Raw genomic sequence first — 18,467 nt, 5'->3', positions numbered from 1 at the left:
TACCTTTTTGTATGAAAAAATGCAATTATTGTGATTTTATATCTTATCCTTTTGACGCAGATTTGGCTGCGTCATATGTTTATGCTCTGGCAAAGGAAGTGAAGCTGCAGGCCGCGAAGATGACAAATGGCCAAAGACAGGTCAGAACAGTTTATCTGGGGGGGGGAACCCCCTCTTTATTAAGCGGGGAACATTTGGTTTTGATACTGGAAAACTGTCGCAAGCATTTCAGGATTAGCAGTGATGCGGAAATCACCGTTGAATGCAACCCGGGCACTGTAACCAGGGAGAAAATTGCCTTAATGAGAAGAGCCGGGGTTAATCGCATAAGTTTAGGGGTGCAGGCATACCAGCCGAAGCTTTTGGCGTTTCTAGGCAGAACACATTCCTTTAATGAGGTCACTGAAACAGTAAAAGCCTGCAGGTACGAAGGGATTGATAATATTAACTGTGACCTGATTTATGGGATTCCCATGCAGCAGAGACATGACTGGCAGGAGACTATTGAAAGGGTGCTGGACTTATCCCCGGTACATATTTCCGCTTATGGACTTAAGGTTGAACCCGGTACTCCGCTTTATAAAGATATTGCATCAGGCAGTGTGGTCCCCTGTGATGAAGAGGCGGAGTTGGAAATGTACCGGTATGCCATCAATATACTTGCCGGCAATGGGTATAAGCATTATGAGATATCTAATTTTGCTTTTCCGGGAAAGGAAGCACGCCACAATCTTATTTACTGGTTTAATAAAGAATATCTGGGGTTGGGCCCTGCTGCCCATTCAATGCTTAATTGTCAAAGGTTTAGTAATGTGAAATGTGTGGCATCATATATTAAAAAACTAGAGCAAAATGAACCGGTGGTTGCGGCAACAACCCAATTATCCTTAGAGGATGAAATTGCGGAAACAATTTTTCTTGGCCTGAGACTGCTGGATGGCTTGGATACCTTGGACTTTGCCCGGCGTTTTGGTTGTTCGGTTGCCGATATTTTTAGAACCCAGCTTGAAAAGCTTGCAGATCAGGGTTTAATAAAAATTGCTGAAAACCGTATCAAACTTACGGAAAAAGGCCTTCCACTGGCAAATGAAGTATTTGTAGAGTTCATTTAACCATATTCCGCTTCTTGACAAAAAAATTTATCAATGGTATTTTTTATTTATAGGCATTTAGCACTCGACTTGATAGAGTGCTAACAAAAAGAGGGTGTTAAGATGACCTTGGATGAAAGGAAAAAAAAGGTGCTCCAGGCTATCATCAGGGATTATATTAATACTGCTGAACCGGTAGGTTCCAGGACAATTGCCAAGAAGTATGAACTTGGCGTGAGCCCCGCAACTATAAGAAATGAAATGGCTGATTTGGAAGAACTGGGTTATATTGAGCAGCCACATACCTCTGCAGGACGGGTTCCTTCAGATAAGGGGTACCGGTACTATGTGGACTGCTTGATGGACAAAAAGACCTTGTCGGAGCACGAAGAAGGTATTATCCTTAGCGGATATAAGGCCAAGGTTAAAGATATTGGCACAGTTCTTAGACAGACCAACAGCATTCTCTCTGGAATTACCAATTATACTTCAATGGTAATGGGGCCCCAGTTTACTAAAAGCAATTTAAGACATGTTCAGCTGGTGCCTTTTGACAGTAACAAGGCATTGGTGTTGGTGGTCACGGATTGTGGGTTGGTGCAGAACAAAATTTTGGATTTACCCCAGTCTGTTAATGAAGTTGACCTGCAGAAAATTACCCAGGTAATGAATGCAAAGCTGCAAGGCATAAGTCTTGACCAGATTAAGCTGACCCTTATTAAAGAAATATATTACGAGCTTTCCAATCATAAGCATATTTTTGAAGCCGCTATGGAGATGGTCCAGGAGACCTTGTATCTTAATCAGGAGGAAAAGGTATACCTAGCCGGGACCCTGAACATTTTTAACCAACCTGAATTTCGTGATTTGAGCAGGGTCAGGACGCTTTTGTCCCTATTGGAGCAGGATAAGGTGCTAAAGGAAATCTTAAATGAAAACAACAATGCTGAAACCGGTATATCGGTCACTATCGGTTCAGAAAACAGGGTTGATGGTCTGCGGGACTGCAGTACTATTACCGCCACTTACCAGATAGACGGCAGGACGGTAGGTTCTGTAGGAATCATCGGGCCTACCCGAATGGATTATGAAAAAGCAGTATGTATTATTGAATTTATGACCACTCATTTGTCAAAAATAATGAAGGACTTTTATGGAAACTGATTATAGGAGGTTTGCCAATGAGTTTGAAGCAGCAGGCAGCAAAAGGAGCAGATGTGGATGAAAGACTTTCCGCACTGATTACCAATTCAAATGCTGTCAGAGCCATAGCTTCTGCTGTGGAAGGAACCTTGGGACCCAAGGGGTTGGATACAATGCTGGTTGATAGATTTGGTGAAGTTGTCATCACCAATGATGGAGTAACCATTCTTACCACAATGGAGGCTAATCACCCGGCAGCTAAAATGTTGATTAATATAGCAAGGGCCCAACAGGCGGAAATAGGTGATGGAACAACTTCGGCAACAGTGATGGCAGGTGCTCTGGTGGGAGAAGGCGTAGAACAGGTATCCAAGGGGGTGCCGGTGACCAGAGTAATTGAGGGCATTCGCGCAGGGATAAAAAAAGCCTTGGAATTGATGCGGGAACGAGCTGTTTCTATCAAAGGGCTCCAGGACCCGGTATTAAGACAGGTTGCCCTGGTTGCTGGAAGGGACCATGAGGATATTGCCGACCTGGTGGTTGCAGCTGCCGGGATGACAGGTGAAGAGAAACTTAAAGACCCTTCATTCAAGCTTTCTGACGCAATTTTTTCAGAAGAGGGGGCTGATAATGAAGTTTTTATGGGTGTTATTATTAATAAAGAACGTATCTGTAAACATATGCCTAGGGAAGTATCTGAAGCCAAGGTGCTTATTATAGATGATGCTCTTGAGCCGGAGGAACTGGGAGATGAAGCCTTGGCAACAGAGGCAGGGTTTGCTCGGTACCAGGAGCTTCAGGAAGAGTTTCGCAGTAACTTGAATAAGATTGTGGAAATGGGTATTAAAGTTGTCCTGGTAGACCGCGGTATTGACAGCTTTGCCGAAGAAGTACTAACTGATGCCGGTATTATGGCAGTCCAGCGGGTATCTAACAAAGAACTCCGAAAGGCGGCCGAACATACCGGAGCCAGACCTATTAAGCGAACAGGTCTGCGTAAAGAGACTGCGGATTTAGGAAAGTACCTGGGTACGGCTGAGAAGGTATTTGAGAATGAAAAACTTGAACATATAAGAATTCTTCAAGGCGGCGGAAAGCCTATGGCTACTATTCTGGTGGGTGCTGCTACTGAAGAGGTGGTAGGGGAACGAGAAAGGATTGCTAAGGATGCAGCTGCTTCCGTACAGGCTTCTGTTAAGGGGGGCATAGTACCCGGAGGGGGGTCCATTGAACTTGCCGTGGCGCGCGAAGTGGAAATAGTAAGGGAACACGTCCGCGGGATGGCGGTTTACGGCATTGACTGTGTTGTTGATGCACTGAAAAGGCCCTTTTTTCAGATAGTTGCTAATGCCGGTTTTAACCCTCTCGAAAAAATCGGTGATGTTATTGCCGCCCAGTTAAGGGAAGGCAGGGAAAGCTTGGCTATTGACTGTGACACCGGTGATGTAGCTGATATGTTTGCACTGGGTGTTGCTGATCCGGCTTTGGTAAAGGTTCATGCATTAAAAGCAGCCGGAGAGATTGCTGAAGCCATTCTTCGCATAGACACAATTATTAAGAAAAAAGAAGACTCCGGTGCGCAGTTTGGTAAGGATATAATTGACAATGATGATTTGCGTTAAAGAATGGGGGGAAAAAGGTGACCGTTAAAAATAAAGATAATGAGCATCAGCTAAATACTGAAAAATATGTGACAGATGAACATATTAAGGATGACAAAATTCAACAGGATACCGGTACAGAGCCAGTTATCGATGGGCCGGAGGAAGCTGCGAAAGATATCAATATAAATGCAAAAGCTGAAGAATACTTGCAGCTGCTGCAGAGAGTGCAGGCTGATTTTGATAATTTCAGGAGAAGGACTTTACAGGAACGCCAGGAAGCGGCAAAGTATTGTTCTCAAAGACTGGTCACAGTTCTCTTGCCGGTTATAGATAATTTCGAACGTGCTCTAAAGGCGGAGGGAGAAGATTTGCAGGTATTCCGCAATGGTATAGAAATGATTTACAGGCAGTTGCGTGATGTCCTGGAGAAAGAAGGTGTCAAGCAGATGGAGGCTGTTGGCAGCCAGTTTGACCCTAACCTGCATGAGGCTGTTATGCAGGAACAGAGTGACCAATATGACGATAATGTGGTCACAGAAGAATTCCAAAAGGGCTATCTTTTGGCAGACAGGGTAATTAGGCCTGCTATGGTAAAAGTAGCCAAGAGTTAGGCTGACCAAACGATTGTTTATCACCGGGTGACCGGTTAACTGAGAAATATAACTAGATTTTAGGAGGTTGAATTTATATGAGTAAAGTAATAGGAATTGACCTGGGTACTACATATTCTTGTATGGCGGTTATGGAAGGCGGGGAAGCAACAGTTATTCCCAATGCGGAGGGGTCTAGGACAACACCTTCTGTTGTGGCCTTTTCCAAGACTGGGGAGCGTCTTGTTGGACAGGTGGCTAAACGACAGGCAGTAACTAACCCTGATGGGACCGTAATGTCAATTAAAAGACATATGGGTACAGATTACAAAGTAAACTTAAATGGCAAAGATTATACCCCACAGGAAGTATCGGCAATGATTTTACAAAAATTGAAGTCAGATGCCGAAGCTTATCTCGGAGAAAAAGTAGAGAAGGCTGTTATTACGGTTCCGGCTTATTTTTCTGACAGCCAGCGCCAGGCTACCAAAGATGCCGGCAAAATAGCCGGCCTTGATGTTCTGAGGATAATTAACGAGCCCACTGCAGCAGCCCTGGCATACGGCTTGGAAAAGGGCGAAGACCAGACTATACTGGTTTATGACCTTGGCGGGGGTACTTTCGATGTATCCATACTTGAGCTGGGTGACGGGGTGTTTGAGGTTAAGGCTACCAGCGGCAATAACCGTCTCGGCGGAGATGACTTTGATGACAGGGTAATGGGATGGATGGTCAGTGAGTTTAAGAAAGAAAGCGGTATAGACCTGTCCAATGACAAGATGGCGATGCAGCGCCTCAAGGAAGCTGCCGAGAAAGCTAAAATCGAACTTTCCGGTGTTACCAGTACTAATATTAACTTACCTTTTATTACAGCTGACCAGTCAGGTCCTAAACACCTTGACCTGACACTGACCAGGGCGAAATTTGAAGAACTGATTGCAGACCTGATAGAAAAAACCATGGGACCTACAAGGCAGGCCCTGTCTGATGCTGGTCTCAGCGCCGATAAGCTCGACAAGATTATTTTGGTTGGAGGCTCAACAAGGGTACCGGCTGTTCAGGCGGCTATTAAAAACATAACTTCACAGGAACCACACAAGGGTGTTAACCCTGATGAGGTTGTAGCACTCGGTGCTGCCATTCAAGGCGGTGTGCTGGCAGGAGAAGTGAAGGATGTCCTGCTGTTGGATGTTACTCCTCTTTCACTGGGAATTGAGACTCTTGGCGGGGTGTTTACCAAGCTGATTAACCGGAACACTACGATACCAACTTCCAAGAGCCAGATGTTTTCAACTGCCTCTGATAACCAGACATCGGTGGATATCCATGTTCTTCAGGGTGAACGGGAGATGGCGGCATATAATAAGACACTGGGCAGGTTCCAATTAAGCGGTATTCCTCCGGCGCCAAGGGGCATTCCACAAATTGAAGTTAAATTTGATATTGATGCCAATGGAATTGTACATGTTTCTGCAAAGGACATGGCTTCCGGAAACGAACAAAAAATAACTATAACTTCCTCAGGCGGCTTAAGTGATCAGGATATTGAAAAAATGGTCAAAGAAGCTGAAACCCATGCTTCCGAGGATGCCAAGAAAAAAGAGGAAGTAGATGCCAGAAATCAGGCTGATTCACTGGTTTATCAGGCTGAGAAAACCGTGAAGGAGTTTGGCGATAAGGCTGATAAAGGACTGGTGGCTAATGTCAACCATGCAGTCGAGGCTCTCAAGGAAGCTCTTAAGGGGAGCGATATTGAGCTTATTAAAAATAAATCAGAGGAGCTTACCAAACCACTTTATGAGCTTACTACCGCTATGTACCAGCAAACTTCACAGGATCAGGGCCATCAGGACCAGGGAGGTCCGGGAGCCGGTAATACAGGCGGTGCCGGAACCCAGGAAGATGATAATGTGGTTGATGCGGAGTTCAGGGAAGTAAATGATGACAGTAAGTAAACCCACTGGCTGTTATTCTTGTAAATCTGGGGTAAGAAGGTGAACTAAGAAATGAGTAAGAGGGATTATTACGAAGTCCTGGGAGTGGATAAAAACGCTTCTGAGGCGGATTTAAAAAAAGCCTTTCGAAAATTGGCCCGCCAGCATCATCCTGATGTTAATCCGGGTGATCAAGAGGCAGAGGCCAAATTTAAAGAAGTAAATGAGGCTTATGAAGTACTTTCTGATCCCCAGAAAAAGGCTCAATATGACCAGTTCGGCCATACGGCCTTCGGAAACGGGGCCGGTGAAGCCGGTTTTGGCGGTGGCTTTGGCGGCGATTTTAGCGGTTTTGGTGATATTTTTGATATGTTTTTTGGAGGTGCCGGTGGTCAAAGGCGTAGGGGACCGGTAAAAGGGGCCGACCTCAGGTATAATATGGAAATTTCCTTTGAAGAGGCTGCTTTTGGTGTTGAAAGGGATATCAGTATACCGAAAATGGAATCCTGTGAGAAGTGTAAAGGGACCGGAGCAGCATCTGGGAGTTCGCCTAAACAGTGTGCCAAGTGTAACGGTACCGGTCAGATTCAGTTTGCCCAGACAACAGCATTTGGACGTTTTGTTCAGTCAAGGGTGTGTGAAGCTTGTCGCGGTGACGGTGTTATTATAGAAAATCCTTGCTCTAAATGTGGAGGTAAGGGATCTGTCAGAAAAACTGCCAAAATCCATATCAAGGTTCCCGGTGGTGTGGATACGGGTTCCAGGCTCAGGGTTGCCGGTGAGGGTGAACCAGGTGAACTCGGTGGACCTAGAGGTGACCTTTATGTCTATATCCGTGTGAAGCCTCACCATACATTTAGGCGTGATGGTAATGATGTTATTAGTGAGGTAAAGGTTTCCTTTCCGCAGGCAGCTCTTGGAGACGAGATTGAAGTGCCTACTCTGGAAGGAAAAGTTCGGTTAAAGGTTCCGCAAGGGACCCAATCGGGTACATCTTTCCGCCTTAAAGGCAAGGGTATCATTGACCTGCATGGCTATGGCCGCGGTGACCAGCATGTGAAGGTTATTGTAGTGACACCTACCAAACTAACCGAGGAGCAGACCGCGCTTCTGCAAAAATTTGCTGAAGCTTCCGGGGAGAATCCTTTAGGAGCTGAACGGGGGTTTTTTGAAAAGGTAAAGGATGCGTTCAAGGGATAAACGGAAGGCATTGGCTTGACCCTGTTTGTTAAGGGTTCAAGCCAATGCTGTTTTATTTTAGGTGCTGTTTTATTATCTTGTCTTCAGGATGTGATATTAGTGAATTGGCGGGAAATTTCAGTAGAAACTGAGCCGGAGGCTGTGGAAGCAGTCTGTGCAATTCTCATTAATTGTGGCGCAGCAGGGGTGTCAATAGAGGACCCCTACCTTGTTAAGAAGCACATTGCTGAAAATGTCTGGGATGCATATGAGTTTTCGGATGATATGATAAACCGTGAGTATGTCCTGGTAAATGCTTATCTGCCTGTTGATATCAGGCTTGATGAGAGAATAAGCCTTTTGCGGGAACGGTTAAATGAGCTTGACAGTGATTTTTTCCCAGGAGCCATAAGAGGAACGGGATTTTCTCAGGTGAGAGAAGAAGACTGGGCTAACTCATGGAAGGCATTTTATAAGCCTGTCAGTATTAGTAAAAGGATTGTAATTAAACCAACTTGGGAAGATTACCAAAAGAAGCCCGGTGAACTAGTGATTGCGCTTGACCCGGGAATGGCTTTCGGGACTGGAACCCATCCTACGACAGTTATGTGTCTGAGATTTTTGGAAGATATTATACATGGTGGGGAAATAGTCTTGGATATAGGGACAGGCTCAGGTATTCTTGCCATTGCTGCCGGACTCCTGGGCGCGGGAGAAGTCAGGGCGGTAGATTATGACCTAGTTGCTGTAACTGCAGCCGCTGAAAACGTGGCTTTAAATAAGCTTGACCATAAGATTAAGGTAATGGAAGGAAATCTCCTGGACGGGGTAAGCGGGCAGACAGATATCCTGATAGCCAATATTGTGGCAGATGTTATAATACGTCTGTGCCCTGATGCTGTGCGGGTTCTGAATAAAGGCGGGTTATTTATAGCTTCCGGAATAATTGACATTCGTTCTGAAGAGGTTCTTGAAGCGGCCCGGGAGGCGGGATTTGTTATCAAAGAAGTAGGCCGGGAGGGCGAATGGGTGTCATTTCTGGCTGCCAGGGGGGACTAAGATGGCGCGTTTTTTTGTTTCCGAAGATCTAGCGGGTCAACAAACAACTGTTATTAAAGGGCCTGATTTGAAACATATCAGCAAAGTTTTGCGCTTGGGACCGGGGGATAAAATTGGAATAGCTGATGCTGCCGGCAGGGAGTTTGATGTTAAAATCAGGGAAATTACCGGCAAAGAAGTAATTTGTGATATAATTGGAGAAAGAGCATCTGCTGCAGAACTGCCCCTGGAGGTTGTTTTATACCAGGGTCTTCCCAAGGGGGACAAGCTGGACCTGGTTATTCAGAAAAGCACAGAAATAGGTGTAAGCCGTGTAGTTCCCATAATATGTGAGCGAACCATAGTAAAGCTGGATGAAAAAAAAGCTTCCGGAAGGCACGTCAGATGGCAGAGGGTTGCCTTGGAAGCCGCCAAACAGTCGCGCCGCAGACTGGTGCCGGTGGTTTCGGAGCCGCTTACATTTGCTGCCGCTCTTGCTGAAATGAATTCCGGCGTTTTGGGAATATTGCCTTGGGAAGAGGAACGGGTGGTGGGCATAAAAGATGTCTTCAAAGGCAGCACAATAACCAACAAAAAGATAGCGGTTTTTATCGGTCCTGAGGGCGGATTTACGCAGGAAGAGGCTAAGCAGGCCGAAAGTGCAGGGGTTCTGACAGTTTCTTTAGGACCCCGTATCATGCGGACTGAAACTGCAGGTATAGTGGCAGCTGCTATTGTTTTATATGAAATCGGCGATTTGGGAGGCGTGAAAAATGGCTAAAAAAGCTGCATTCTATACTCTGGGATGTAAGACAAACCAGTATGAGACAGAAGCCATGGCCAGCGCTTTCCGCAATTGGGGTTATGAAACAGTTGATTTTGACGAAATAGCAGATGTTTATATTATTAATACATGTACGGTGACACACTTGGGGGACCGTAAGTCCAGGCAGTTAATCAGGCGCGCTGTCAGAAAAAATCCGGATGCGGTGATAGGCGTTACCGGGTGTTATGCCCAGACCTCACCGGGGGAAGTCCTTAATATTCCGGGTGTTGACCTGATCATTGGCACAAAGGATAAATCACGGATTGTGGAACTTGTGGAAGAAGCGGAAAAGTCCCCTGAACCTATTAATATGGTAAGTGATATAATGACTTACTGGGAGTATGAGGACCTGCCCATTCTAGATTATGAGAACAGAACCAGGGCTTTTGTTAAGATTCAAGAAGGGTGCAGCAACTTCTGTACTTATTGCATCATACCTTATGCCAGGGGACCTCTAAGGAGCCGTGCCCCTGAAAATGTGCTTGCCGAAGTCAGGAAGCTGGTCTCACTTGGTTTTTGTGAAATAGTATTGACGGGTATCCATATCGGGGCTTATGGGGCCGGTTTGGCAGAACAGACAGACCTGGCTGACCTTGTTGTGCGGATAGCCCTGACTCCGGGACTTAAAAGGCTCAGGCTTGGTTCAGTGGAACCTCTTGATATCACTCCCCGGCTGATAGGCGCCGTTGCCCAGCTCAGAACAGTCTGCCGGCATCTGCATATTCCATTGCAAAGCGGTGATGACTATATTCTAAAAATGATGAATAGGAAGTATAATACATTTGAGTTTTCGCGCCTTGTTGGGGCAATCAGGGGTCAAATTCCGGAGATAGCGATAACTACAGATTTAATTACAGGTTTTCCGGGGGAAACAGACGAGCATTTTGAAAACACCTATGAGTTTATTAAGGATATTGGGTTTAGCAAAACTCATGTTTTTAAATATTCTCCCAGAAAGGGCACACCTGCAGCCGGGTTTTCCGGGCAGGTCCCGGCAGAGGCAAAAGACTTGAGGAGCAGGAGACTGATTGCTCTAGACCGGGAAAATCAAAAAAGGTTTGCTTCAGCATTTGTTGGCAGTAACCTGGAAGTTTTAGCTGAAGAACTTGTTGACAGTGACAATGATTTGTGGGAAGGTTTAACTGACACTTATATCAAAGTACTTTTTAAGACCAGTGGTGATATCAGGGGTAAACTTGTTGATGTCAGGGCAGTAAAGCTCAAAGGTACCAGTTTGCTGGCCAGGATGCGGATTTAAGGAGGAAATAACCGGATACCTTGGCCGTGTTTCTAAGAAACGTAATTTTTTATTAGGAGGCGCTTAATAAATGCAGGATTGTATTTTTTGCAAAATTATTAAAAAAGAAATTCCCAGCCAAGTTGTTTATGAAGATGAGCTGGTTATGGCGTTCAAGGACATCAATCCTTTGGCCCCTGTACATGTACTCATCATACCAAAGGAACATCTGGCAAATGTTCTTGATATCAATGAAGAGAATGCAGATATAGTAGGACATATGTACCTGGTTGCCAATAAATTGGCCAGGGAAGCCGGAATTTCAGAAAAAGGCTTTCGGATTGTAACAAACTGTAATGAGGAAGGCGGACAGGTAGTTTACCATTTGCATTTCCACCTTATTGGCGGCGAGAAACTTAAGTGCTTCGCGTAATTTTGCTGCAGCCCCAGCTCAACTTAGCTTACGGAGTTGACACTTTGTTGAACGATATAGTATAATTAAAAATGTGTAATTTTATGTCCTAACGACATGGCAAGGGTTCTAGAAATATTATTTGCAGACTGAATCCCGCATCATTGTCAGTAGCGGAGGGAGGGAAAAAGATGTCGGAAATTAAAGTTGGAAAAAATGAAACACTGGACAGCGCTTTACGGCGTTTTAAAAGATCCTGCCAAAAAGCCGGAGTTTTATCTGAGGTAAGAAGACGTGAACACTATGAAAAGCCAAGCGTAAAGCGCAAAAAAAAGTCTGAAGCAGCTAGGAAGAGAAGGTTCTGGTAATAAAAAGAAATTTCCTATGTCCTTCACTTAATCCCTGGCTGAAGACATAAAGCCGCCATTAAAGCAAGGGAAGGCGGCAAGAAACGATTCTTCATTGTCCGCATGGTACTTTCCTCTCTGAAAAATGCTGAGATTGAAAATAGCAAATCGGTTAGCCGGATAGAAAAACAAATTATTTGATAAAGCTAAAGAGAGTAACCCTGAAGCAAAGGTTTTGGGGTTCACTCTTTTTTTGTTGGCAGATAGAAAAGTATAAATTTTATCTTATCTGCATAATAAAGACTAAGTTTTTTAAAAAAGCTGTTTTTTTGGAGACATACAGAGGGTTTTTTACTTTAATGTCGAAATAGGGGGATATGGCAATATACTCCAAAAAGGAGGAAAGGCTAATTGAGACAAAGGATAGCATCTGCATTTGCTGTCGTAATAATTATAACTGCAGCCTGGCTGATGTCAAGTCATGTACAGGAGAGTTTTGTAGTTGTTGAATCTGAATTGGTAACCAAGAAAACTTATAATGAGATGGTTATACCTGTTGCCATGAAAGATGAGTCCGTACTTTCCAATGCATACAGTCCTAATCAGATACAATCATTTGCCACTGACCAGGTGACAAAAAGCGTTGTGAATATATCGTTGGCGGAGCAGGCTTCAATTAAAAAAACAGAAGTTCGGAAAGTAATTTCGGAACAGCCGAAAGCAGAAAAACCGCCTGTGCCTCAACCTTCTGTGGATACTGCCGAGAGCAATCCGCCCCAGCCATCACCGCTTCCTGTTAACGAAGCCGAACAGGAACCTAAAGAGCCTTCATCAAGGAGCAGTTCAGGTCAGACCAAAATTGAAAAAATCATTAGTATTGCCCATTCATTGGAAGGCACTCCATATGTTCGCGGTGGCTCAACTCCTAAAGGGTTTGATTGTTCAGGTTTTACCAGTTATATTTTCAGGTTGGGAGCAGGTATTAGTCTTCCGCGGACCAGCTCCGGTCAGGCATCAATAGGCAAGGCGGTATCAAAGGCCGAACTCAAACCGGGGGATATTGTTTATTTTAACACCAATGGCAAAACTATCAGTCATGTGGGTATTTATGTGGGAAACAACAGCTTCATTCATGCTTCCTATACAAAAGGGATAACTGTAACCAGTTTGTCTAACTCTTATTATGTTCCCCGGTATCTGGGGGCGCGCAGGGTACTGTGAAATTAAGGGTAATCCTTAAGCACATTGGGTGCGGTTAAGAAAAAATCAGATAAACGTAGAACGGTGTCAGCAAAAGCCGACACCGTTTTTTCAGTTTGTATACGATGATTAAATGTCGCCCTTCGGGGGATTTTGTCTAAATGGCAGGAATTTATAACCAATTCGTCGAATTATTTGTTTAAGGTATTTTATTGTCATGATTGGGATGTGAATTTCTGTGAGCATAACTGTTGACCCATGGAAGAAAAAAGCAAATATGCTCTTACTTTCAAAACTTGATGATACGATTAACAACTATTACTGTCAGGGGCTTTATCTGGAAGCTGCTCTGGCAGCAGAAAAGGCGTGCAAAATTGCCAGGGAAACTTATGGCTCTAACCATAAGTCTGCAAATGTATATGCCAATAATGCTGCCAGGATGAGAAGAACTTATGAGCAAATTTGCAGCCTTTCAAGCAATGAGCAAGAACCTGGTTTTGCTAAACAGGTGAAGGGAAAAAGAAGGACCCGGACTGTTTTGGGGGTGGTTGTTCTGCTGGCACTGGCCCTTTTAGTGACTGCGGGTTTTGTCAGGGAATCGGTAAATGTCCCGGCTAAAATTTATCAGCCGGTATATGCAACAGCTTCAGCTTCTGAAGGATTAAATATACCTTATTATAATATTAAAGCTGATTTTGACCCTGTTTCCCAATTGGTTAAGGGAGAGGAAGAAGTTATTTTTATGTGCCGGGAACCGGTGGAGGAAGTCAAATTTAACCTTTACATGAACCGTTACCGGAACAGCAGTTTGGATTCTTCCGAGGTTCGGCGCTATGCCGTACGCAATGGTTGGGACACAGGATATATTGAGATTGATGATGTTATATATAATGGGGAAACAGTATATTTTGATGCTAAAGGAGAAACTCTCATGGTAATGCCAGGAAGTGGTGGTTTTGCCCGAGGGGAACAATCCTTGAAGATTAAATTCAGGGTAAAAATCCCTTATGTTGCTGATCGTGTAGGAGGCAATCAAAAGGGAATCTGGATGGGAAACTGGCTGCCGGTATTGAGTGCCGATAACCGGCAAAACAAGCCGACAGAAATTGGGGACCCCTTTGTTAATATGGCATCAACATATGAATTTTTGTTTACGGTTCCTGAGGAGTATAGTCTTGTATTAAGCAATATCAATAATGTTCAACAAAAATCAGGCAGGAAAATATATTCGGGTATCCTGGAACGGGTGCGTGATTTACCGGTATTTTTAAATAAGGGATACCGGCAGGCCGTAGCCAGGGAGGGGGAAACAGAAGTCCACTATTACTATTATTCAACCGACAGCCGTCCGCAGCAGGTTCTTGGTGCCGCCTGTAAGGCCTTGGCATTTTTTAAAGCAAATGTGGGAAAATATCCGTGGCAGCAATTAAATATTGTGGAAAATGATATGTTTTTAAATGGTATGGAGTATTCCACAATGATATTGATTTCTAAAGGGTCATCAAGGGAAAATCTGCCTAATACTGTTTTTCACGAGACAGCTCACCAATGGTTTTATAATATTGTCGGCAGTGACCAGTATAATGCCCCGTTTATTGATGAGGGACTGGTAGAGTTTTTGACTTTTTACGCACAGGGCGGCCGGGTTTCCGGCTCTGCCGGCAGTACGGCAGGCCTCGGCAGGAGCTTGGACGGGTTTGATTCATGGCGGGAGTATCGGAATGTACACTATAAGAACGGACGCAAACTATTTGAACAATTATATCTTATTTTGGGAAAAAATGAGTTTGAAAAGTTCATCAAAGAATATTATGATAGATATAAGTTTGGCTTTGTTTCATCTGCAGAATTTAGGATGATGCTGGAAGGGAAACTCAGTGAAGACCAGGTAAATCAATTGCTCAATTAACACCTAAAATTTTTGACAGGGCAGGGGTAAAATATGGAATTTATACTAAATGGGGAGCCTGCAGAATATACGGAGTATATCAGGAATCATGGGGGCAACTTTTTGCAGACAATAGAGTGGGCGAGGGTAAAAGCAGACTGGAAAAATATTTATTTTGTTATCAAGGACAATGGTATTATAAAAGGGGCCGGAAGCATCTTAATTCGGCGGCTTCCGGTTATCGGCAAGAATTTTATGTACTGTCCCAGGGGGCCAATACTGGATTATACCGACAGGGAAGTACTCTGCTTCTTTAAAGATAAGATGAAAGAAATATCTCGGCAGTATAATGCTATTATGTTAAAGGTTGATCCGGACATTGAGGCTGTTGAAGAAGAGAAGGTGGATAATCTCTTTAGCCTGGGGTTTATAAGAAAGCCACTTACTCTAAATTTTGAGGGTATCCAGCCCCGTTTTGTTTCCCGACTTGACATTACCCCTGACCTTGGAGAAGTGATGGCAGCTTTCCACCACAAAACCAGGTATAACATCCGTCTGGCGGAACGCAAAGGGGTAAGGGTGCGTATCGGCACCAGGGATGACCTTAGGTCCTTTCACAGTATCATGGAAGTTACAGGTTTGCGGGACAAGTTTGTGGTCAGGAGCCTGGCATATTTTCAAAAAATGTATGATGAACTGGTTCCTCCCGGTTATATGCGGCTTTACCTTGCTGAATATCAGGATAAGGTGCTTTCTGGGGCCATTTCTCTTGCTTTTGGAGATAAATGCTGGTATCTTTACGGTGCCAGCAGTAATGAACAGAGAAATTTGATGCCAAACTACCTGATGCAATGGGATATGATTAAATGGGCAAAGGAAGAAGGGTGTGATGTTTATGATTTCCGGGGAATTTCCGGGGATATGGACCCTTCTAATCCCCTTTACGGGCTTTTTAGGTTTAAAAAAGGATTTAACGGTAAATTTACCGAGTTTGCCGGAGAATTTGACCTTGTATTTGATCCGCTGATGTATAAGGTCTGGGATATCGGGATTCCTTTGGCGAAGAAAGTGCGTTCCAAATTGATTATGGCTAAAAAGAAATTGCGGAAGTAGGGAAAGAATTTGGAAAAATGGATGGAAATTGACCTCGACAGGTTAAAGGATAATGTTCAGGCCCTGCAAACTTATTTTAATGTACCTATTATGGCTGTCATAAAGCAGGACGCTTATGGATTGGGAGCTTTGACGGTAGGGAGTTTTCTGGAACAGCTGGGGATTCAATTTTTTGCCGTTACCACAGTTGCCGAGGGTGTTGAGCTGAGAGCGGGAGGCATTAAGGCACCGATATTGGTTTTTGCGCCTTTGTATAATGACTTTGAACAGCTCCGGCAGTTATGGGAATACTCTCTTATACCTGCTGTTTATTCCATGGAAGCCGCGGAAACCATTAATGAATATGCCGTGAAAATTAACCGGTCCATAGATGTTCATTTAAAAATTGATTCCGGTATGGGGAGAATGGGATTTGCTCCGGAAGAAATATCTGCATTGGTGTATAGGCTCAAAAAACTGGACAAGCTTGGATACAAAGGTATTTTTACGCACTACAGCAATGCATTTGAAAAGGAAATAGACTATACAGCCATACAGAAGGAAAATTTCCTTAATGTAGTGGCAGACCTTGCGGAAAAAGGGCTGGTTATTCCTCTGAAATACAGTGCCAATTCCCTTGCGGCCCTTAAATTCCCGGAGACCCATATGGATATGGTCAGCATTGGTTCTGCCTTCTTAGGTAATAGTATTGTTAATCCTGCTGTGCCGCTAAAGCGAGTATACCGCTTCCGGGCAAAGGTCCTTCAGGTACGCAGCCTTCCAAAAGGGAGTTTTATTGGATACAGTAACACATACAGGACTAAGCGGACTACCAAGGTTGCCGTATTGCCCATAGGGTATACGGACGGCTTCGGGGTCCAGAAGAAAAATGATGCTTTCAGGATAGCTGATTACCTCAGGGAACAGTACTATTTGATAAAATCGTTTTTCCGCCCGGATGATATGGTGTTTTTTGAGGGGAAACCCCTTAAGGTTATTGGAAAGACTAGTTTACAGCTCACTGTTGTAGATATTGGCGGATTGCCGGTAAAACCAGGCGATGTAGTTGATATTAGTCTCAATCCCCTATTTGCCGGGGCTCGCATGGGACGGGTATATGTGGGTGCCGCAGCGGCTGAAGTTGATGTCTCAGCCTTGCATGCCAGAGAGATTTATGCCGGGGTAAGGGAAGCTGCAGCTGCCGGCCAGCATCAAAAGCAAGAGTAAACACCTATCTTTATCGGATAGGTGTTTTTTTGACGTTTCATATCCATATATTCAGGTTATTTTTGTCCCACCGGCGGCATACATTTATTTATGAGACAAGGAGGGGTTAGATGTCCTGGCATAATCGGAAAAAACAAATTCAACAACAGGTGGCCAATGTTTTTGATATTCCCAGGGACCTGATGATGGACCTGCCCAAAGTAGTTTTGATTGGTGATGTTCAGGTCCTCGTTGAGAATCACAGGGGAATTATGATTTATACCCCTGAAATGATCAAAGTTAGCACAACTATAGGAGATTTGGCTATTGCGGGGACAGACCTTACGCTGAAAAATATTTTGCCTGACGAAATAATGGTTGAGGGACGAATTAAATCCTTAATATTTGCGGGCTAGGAGGCATTAAAAGAGTGCTGGCGCGATTATGGTCGTTTATTACGGGATATGTATTATTAGTGGTAGAAGGTAAAAATTTTGAAAAGTTAATAAATATGGCCGTAAGTCGGGGAATATACCTTTGGGACGTGAAATGGACCGATTCCGGGAAAGCTAGTGTTAAACTAAGATTAAATGGTATTAGGGCTTTACGGCATATTGGCCGGCGGACCGGCTGCCGCTTTAAGATAGTTGGCAGGGGTGGCCTCCCTTTTCGTATTGCCGGGATGAAAAAGAGAAAAGTATTGCTTTCAGGAGCCGTTATGTCAGTCCTGGCGATTTATCTGTTGACGTCATTTGTTTGGTTTGTGGAGGTTAAAGGTAATGTTAATATTCCCAGGGAACGGCTGCTAAAGACAGCCGAAGAAGCTGGACTTTCTATGGGAACCTTGAAGAAGGGGCTTGACAAGGATAGTGTCGAAAAGTATCTTAGAAATGAAATACCTGAGGTTTCATGGGTTGGAATAAGGGTTACCGGTACCAAGGCAGTAATAGAAATTGCCGAAAAAGTTATTATCCCTCCTGCAGATAATTCACCGGCAAATGTTGTGGCCCTAAAAGACGGCCTTATCCGGGAAATCCTTGTTCTCAGGGGAAGACCGGCAGTTATTGAAGGGGATATGGTAAAGAAAAATGATATTCTGATCACAGGGGTAATTGCACCTGAACCTGAGCAGGATGAAGAGAATGACAGTAAATCTGATAATGAAAAGGTCTTGCCGGTTGAGTTGGTGAGGGCTAGGGGAATTGTACGGGCATCTGTTTGGTATGAAGGTTATGGAGAGTGCCGGCTTGTTGATACCGGGGTTCGCAGAACCGGTAAAAAGGTACAGACGCTCAGTATTAGAGCTTTTAACAAAGAATTTGTGATTAAGGGGCCTAAGTCGATATTATTTCAGTCTTATGTTACCGATACAAATGTTAAAAGAATTTATGAATGGAGGAATCTTAGTATTCCTGTCGAATTAATTACGATGAATTATTATGAGGTTGAAAGCTACCGTGATATAATAGGCATAACCCAGGCAAAGAAAATTGCCCGGGAAAGGGCTCTTGCCAGTGTAACGGCTAAACTGCCTTTTAATGCCAGAATACTGAAAGAGGTTTCTGAAGAGATTCCGGCTCGTGGAAGCAATGTGGTTAGGGTTAAGTATGTTTTAGAGACTGTTGAGGACATAGGCCGGATACAACCCCTGAAAAAGAACAGCAGCAGTTAAACTTAATC

At 44.1% G+C, this 18,467-nt stretch carries 17 protein-coding genes; all 17 read left to right on the top strand.

Going from position 1 to position 18,467, the window contains the following annotated elements; all coding sequences use genetic code 11:
* Nucleotides 1-11: 11 nt before the first annotated feature.
* On the top strand, nt 12-1,112 hold the full coding sequence (gene hemW, locus ABFY19_RS11035; RefSeq protein WP_418790702.1) for a radical SAM family heme chaperone HemW: 1,101 nt from the start codon (nt 12-14) through the stop codon (nt 1,110-1,112).
* 102 nt (nt 1,113-1,214) lie between these two features.
* Nucleotides 1,215-2,255 carry a heat-inducible transcriptional repressor HrcA gene (gene hrcA, locus ABFY19_RS11030; protein ID WP_418790701.1) on the top strand — a complete coding sequence of 347 codons (1,041 nt, stop codon included), beginning with the start codon at nt 1,215-1,217 and terminating at the stop codon, nt 2,253-2,255.
* A 17-nt stretch (nt 2,256-2,272) separates the two neighbouring features.
* Nucleotides 2,273-3,856: a TCP-1/cpn60 chaperonin family protein gene (locus ABFY19_RS11025; protein ID WP_418790700.1), complete on the top strand. Its 1,584-nt coding sequence runs from the start codon at nt 2,273-2,275 to the stop codon at nt 3,854-3,856.
* A gap of 17 nt (nt 3,857-3,873) precedes the next feature.
* Nucleotides 3,874-4,449 (top strand): nucleotide exchange factor GrpE, encoded by a 576-nt coding sequence (gene grpE, locus ABFY19_RS11020; protein ID WP_418790699.1) that lies wholly within the window; start codon nt 3,874-3,876, stop codon nt 4,447-4,449.
* A gap of 77 nt (nt 4,450-4,526) precedes the next feature.
* Nucleotides 4,527-6,383 (top strand): molecular chaperone DnaK, encoded by a 1,857-nt coding sequence (gene dnaK, locus ABFY19_RS11015; protein ID WP_418790698.1) that lies wholly within the window; start codon nt 4,527-4,529, stop codon nt 6,381-6,383.
* Nucleotides 6,384-6,434: 51 nt separating this feature from the next.
* Nucleotides 6,435-7,562 carry a molecular chaperone DnaJ gene (gene dnaJ, locus ABFY19_RS11010; protein WP_418790697.1) on the top strand — a complete coding sequence of 376 codons (1,128 nt, stop codon included), beginning with the start codon at nt 6,435-6,437 and terminating at the stop codon, nt 7,560-7,562.
* A 99-nt stretch (nt 7,563-7,661) separates the two neighbouring features.
* On the top strand, nt 7,662-8,600 hold the full coding sequence (gene prmA, locus ABFY19_RS11005; RefSeq protein ID WP_418790696.1) for a 50S ribosomal protein L11 methyltransferase: 939 nt from the start codon (nt 7,662-7,664) through the stop codon (nt 8,598-8,600).
* A 1-nt stretch (nt 8,601) separates the two neighbouring features.
* Nucleotides 8,602-9,360, top strand: a complete 759-nt coding sequence (locus ABFY19_RS11000) for a 16S rRNA (uracil(1498)-N(3))-methyltransferase (protein WP_418790695.1) — start codon at nt 8,602-8,604, stop codon at nt 9,358-9,360.
* On the top strand, nt 9,353-10,663 hold the full coding sequence (gene mtaB / locus ABFY19_RS10995) for a tRNA (N(6)-L-threonylcarbamoyladenosine(37)-C(2))-methylthiotransferase MtaB (RefSeq protein WP_418790694.1): 1,311 nt from the start codon (nt 9,353-9,355) through the stop codon (nt 10,661-10,663). The genes ABFY19_RS11000 and mtaB overlap by 8 nt, the downstream gene beginning before the upstream one ends.
* Before the next feature lie 70 nt (nt 10,664-10,733).
* On the top strand, nt 10,734-11,075 hold the full coding sequence (locus ABFY19_RS10990) for a histidine triad nucleotide-binding protein (protein WP_418790693.1): 342 nt from the start codon (nt 10,734-10,736) through the stop codon (nt 11,073-11,075).
* A 170-nt stretch (nt 11,076-11,245) separates the two neighbouring features.
* Nucleotides 11,246-11,422 (top strand): 30S ribosomal protein S21, encoded by a 177-nt coding sequence (gene rpsU / locus ABFY19_RS10985; protein WP_418790692.1) that lies wholly within the window; start codon nt 11,246-11,248, stop codon nt 11,420-11,422.
* Nucleotides 11,423-11,812: 390 nt separating this feature from the next.
* Nucleotides 11,813-12,622 carry a C40 family peptidase gene (locus ABFY19_RS10980; RefSeq protein WP_418790691.1) on the top strand — a complete coding sequence of 270 codons (810 nt, stop codon included), beginning with the start codon at nt 11,813-11,815 and terminating at the stop codon, nt 12,620-12,622.
* A gap of 217 nt (nt 12,623-12,839) precedes the next feature.
* A complete protein-coding gene (locus ABFY19_RS10975) occupies nt 12,840-14,510 on the top strand; it encodes a M1 family aminopeptidase (protein ID WP_418790690.1) in 1,671 nt (556 codons plus the stop codon).
* Nucleotides 14,511-14,543: 33 nt separating this feature from the next.
* Complete coding sequence (locus tag ABFY19_RS10970) at nt 14,544-15,602, top strand: lipid II:glycine glycyltransferase FemX (protein WP_418790689.1); 1,059 nt, start codon at nt 14,544-14,546, stop codon at nt 15,600-15,602.
* Nucleotides 15,603-15,611: 9 nt separating this feature from the next.
* Complete coding sequence (gene alr, locus ABFY19_RS10965) at nt 15,612-16,808, top strand: alanine racemase (RefSeq protein WP_418790688.1); 1,197 nt, start codon at nt 15,612-15,614, stop codon at nt 16,806-16,808.
* A gap of 110 nt (nt 16,809-16,918) precedes the next feature.
* On the top strand, nt 16,919-17,203 hold the full coding sequence (gene yqfC, locus ABFY19_RS10960) for a sporulation protein YqfC (protein ID WP_418790687.1): 285 nt from the start codon (nt 16,919-16,921) through the stop codon (nt 17,201-17,203).
* A 14-nt stretch (nt 17,204-17,217) separates the two neighbouring features.
* On the top strand, nt 17,218-18,459 hold the full coding sequence (gene yqfD / locus ABFY19_RS10955; protein ID WP_418790686.1) for a sporulation protein YqfD: 1,242 nt from the start codon (nt 17,218-17,220) through the stop codon (nt 18,457-18,459).
* The last annotated feature ends 8 nt before the right edge of the window (nt 18,460-18,467 follow it).

This window comes from Phosphitispora sp. TUW77 (assembly GCF_048453025.1).
In the GTDB taxonomy this organism is placed as follows: domain Bacteria; phylum Bacillota; class Thermincolia; order Thermincolales; family UBA2595; genus Phosphitispora.
The sequence above is the reverse complement of the archived record's forward strand: the minus strand, read 5'-3'. Positions and strand labels throughout refer to the sequence as shown.

What these genes read in the sequence shown, in the direction of transcription:
- mtaB (WP_418790694.1), top strand. Translation starts at nt 9,353, where the DNA reads ATGGCTAAAAAAGCTGCATTCTATACTCTGGGATGTAAGACAAACCAG.
- hrcA (WP_418790701.1), top strand. Translation starts at nt 1,215, where the DNA reads ATGACCTTGGATGAAAGGAAAAAAAAGGTGCTCCAGGCTATCATCAGG.
- ABFY19_RS10970 (WP_418790689.1), top strand. Translation starts at nt 14,544, where the DNA reads ATGGAATTTATACTAAATGGGGAGCCTGCAGAATATACGGAGTATATC.
- hemW (WP_418790702.1), top strand. Translation starts at nt 12, where the DNA reads ATGAAAAAATGCAATTATTGTGATTTTATATCTTATCCTTTTGACGCA.
- dnaK (WP_418790698.1), top strand. Translation starts at nt 4,527, where the DNA reads ATGAGTAAAGTAATAGGAATTGACCTGGGTACTACATATTCTTGTATG.
- yqfC (WP_418790687.1), top strand. Translation starts at nt 16,919, where the DNA reads ATGTCCTGGCATAATCGGAAAAAACAAATTCAACAACAGGTGGCCAAT.
- dnaJ (WP_418790697.1), top strand. Translation starts at nt 6,435, where the DNA reads ATGAGTAAGAGGGATTATTACGAAGTCCTGGGAGTGGATAAAAACGCT.
- ABFY19_RS11025 (WP_418790700.1), top strand. Translation starts at nt 2,273, where the DNA reads ATGAGTTTGAAGCAGCAGGCAGCAAAAGGAGCAGATGTGGATGAAAGA.
- ABFY19_RS11000 (WP_418790695.1), top strand. Translation starts at nt 8,602, where the DNA reads ATGGCGCGTTTTTTTGTTTCCGAAGATCTAGCGGGTCAACAAACAACT.
- rpsU (WP_418790692.1), top strand. Translation starts at nt 11,246, where the DNA reads ATGTCGGAAATTAAAGTTGGAAAAAATGAAACACTGGACAGCGCTTTA.
- ABFY19_RS10990 (WP_418790693.1), top strand. Translation starts at nt 10,734, where the DNA reads ATGCAGGATTGTATTTTTTGCAAAATTATTAAAAAAGAAATTCCCAGC.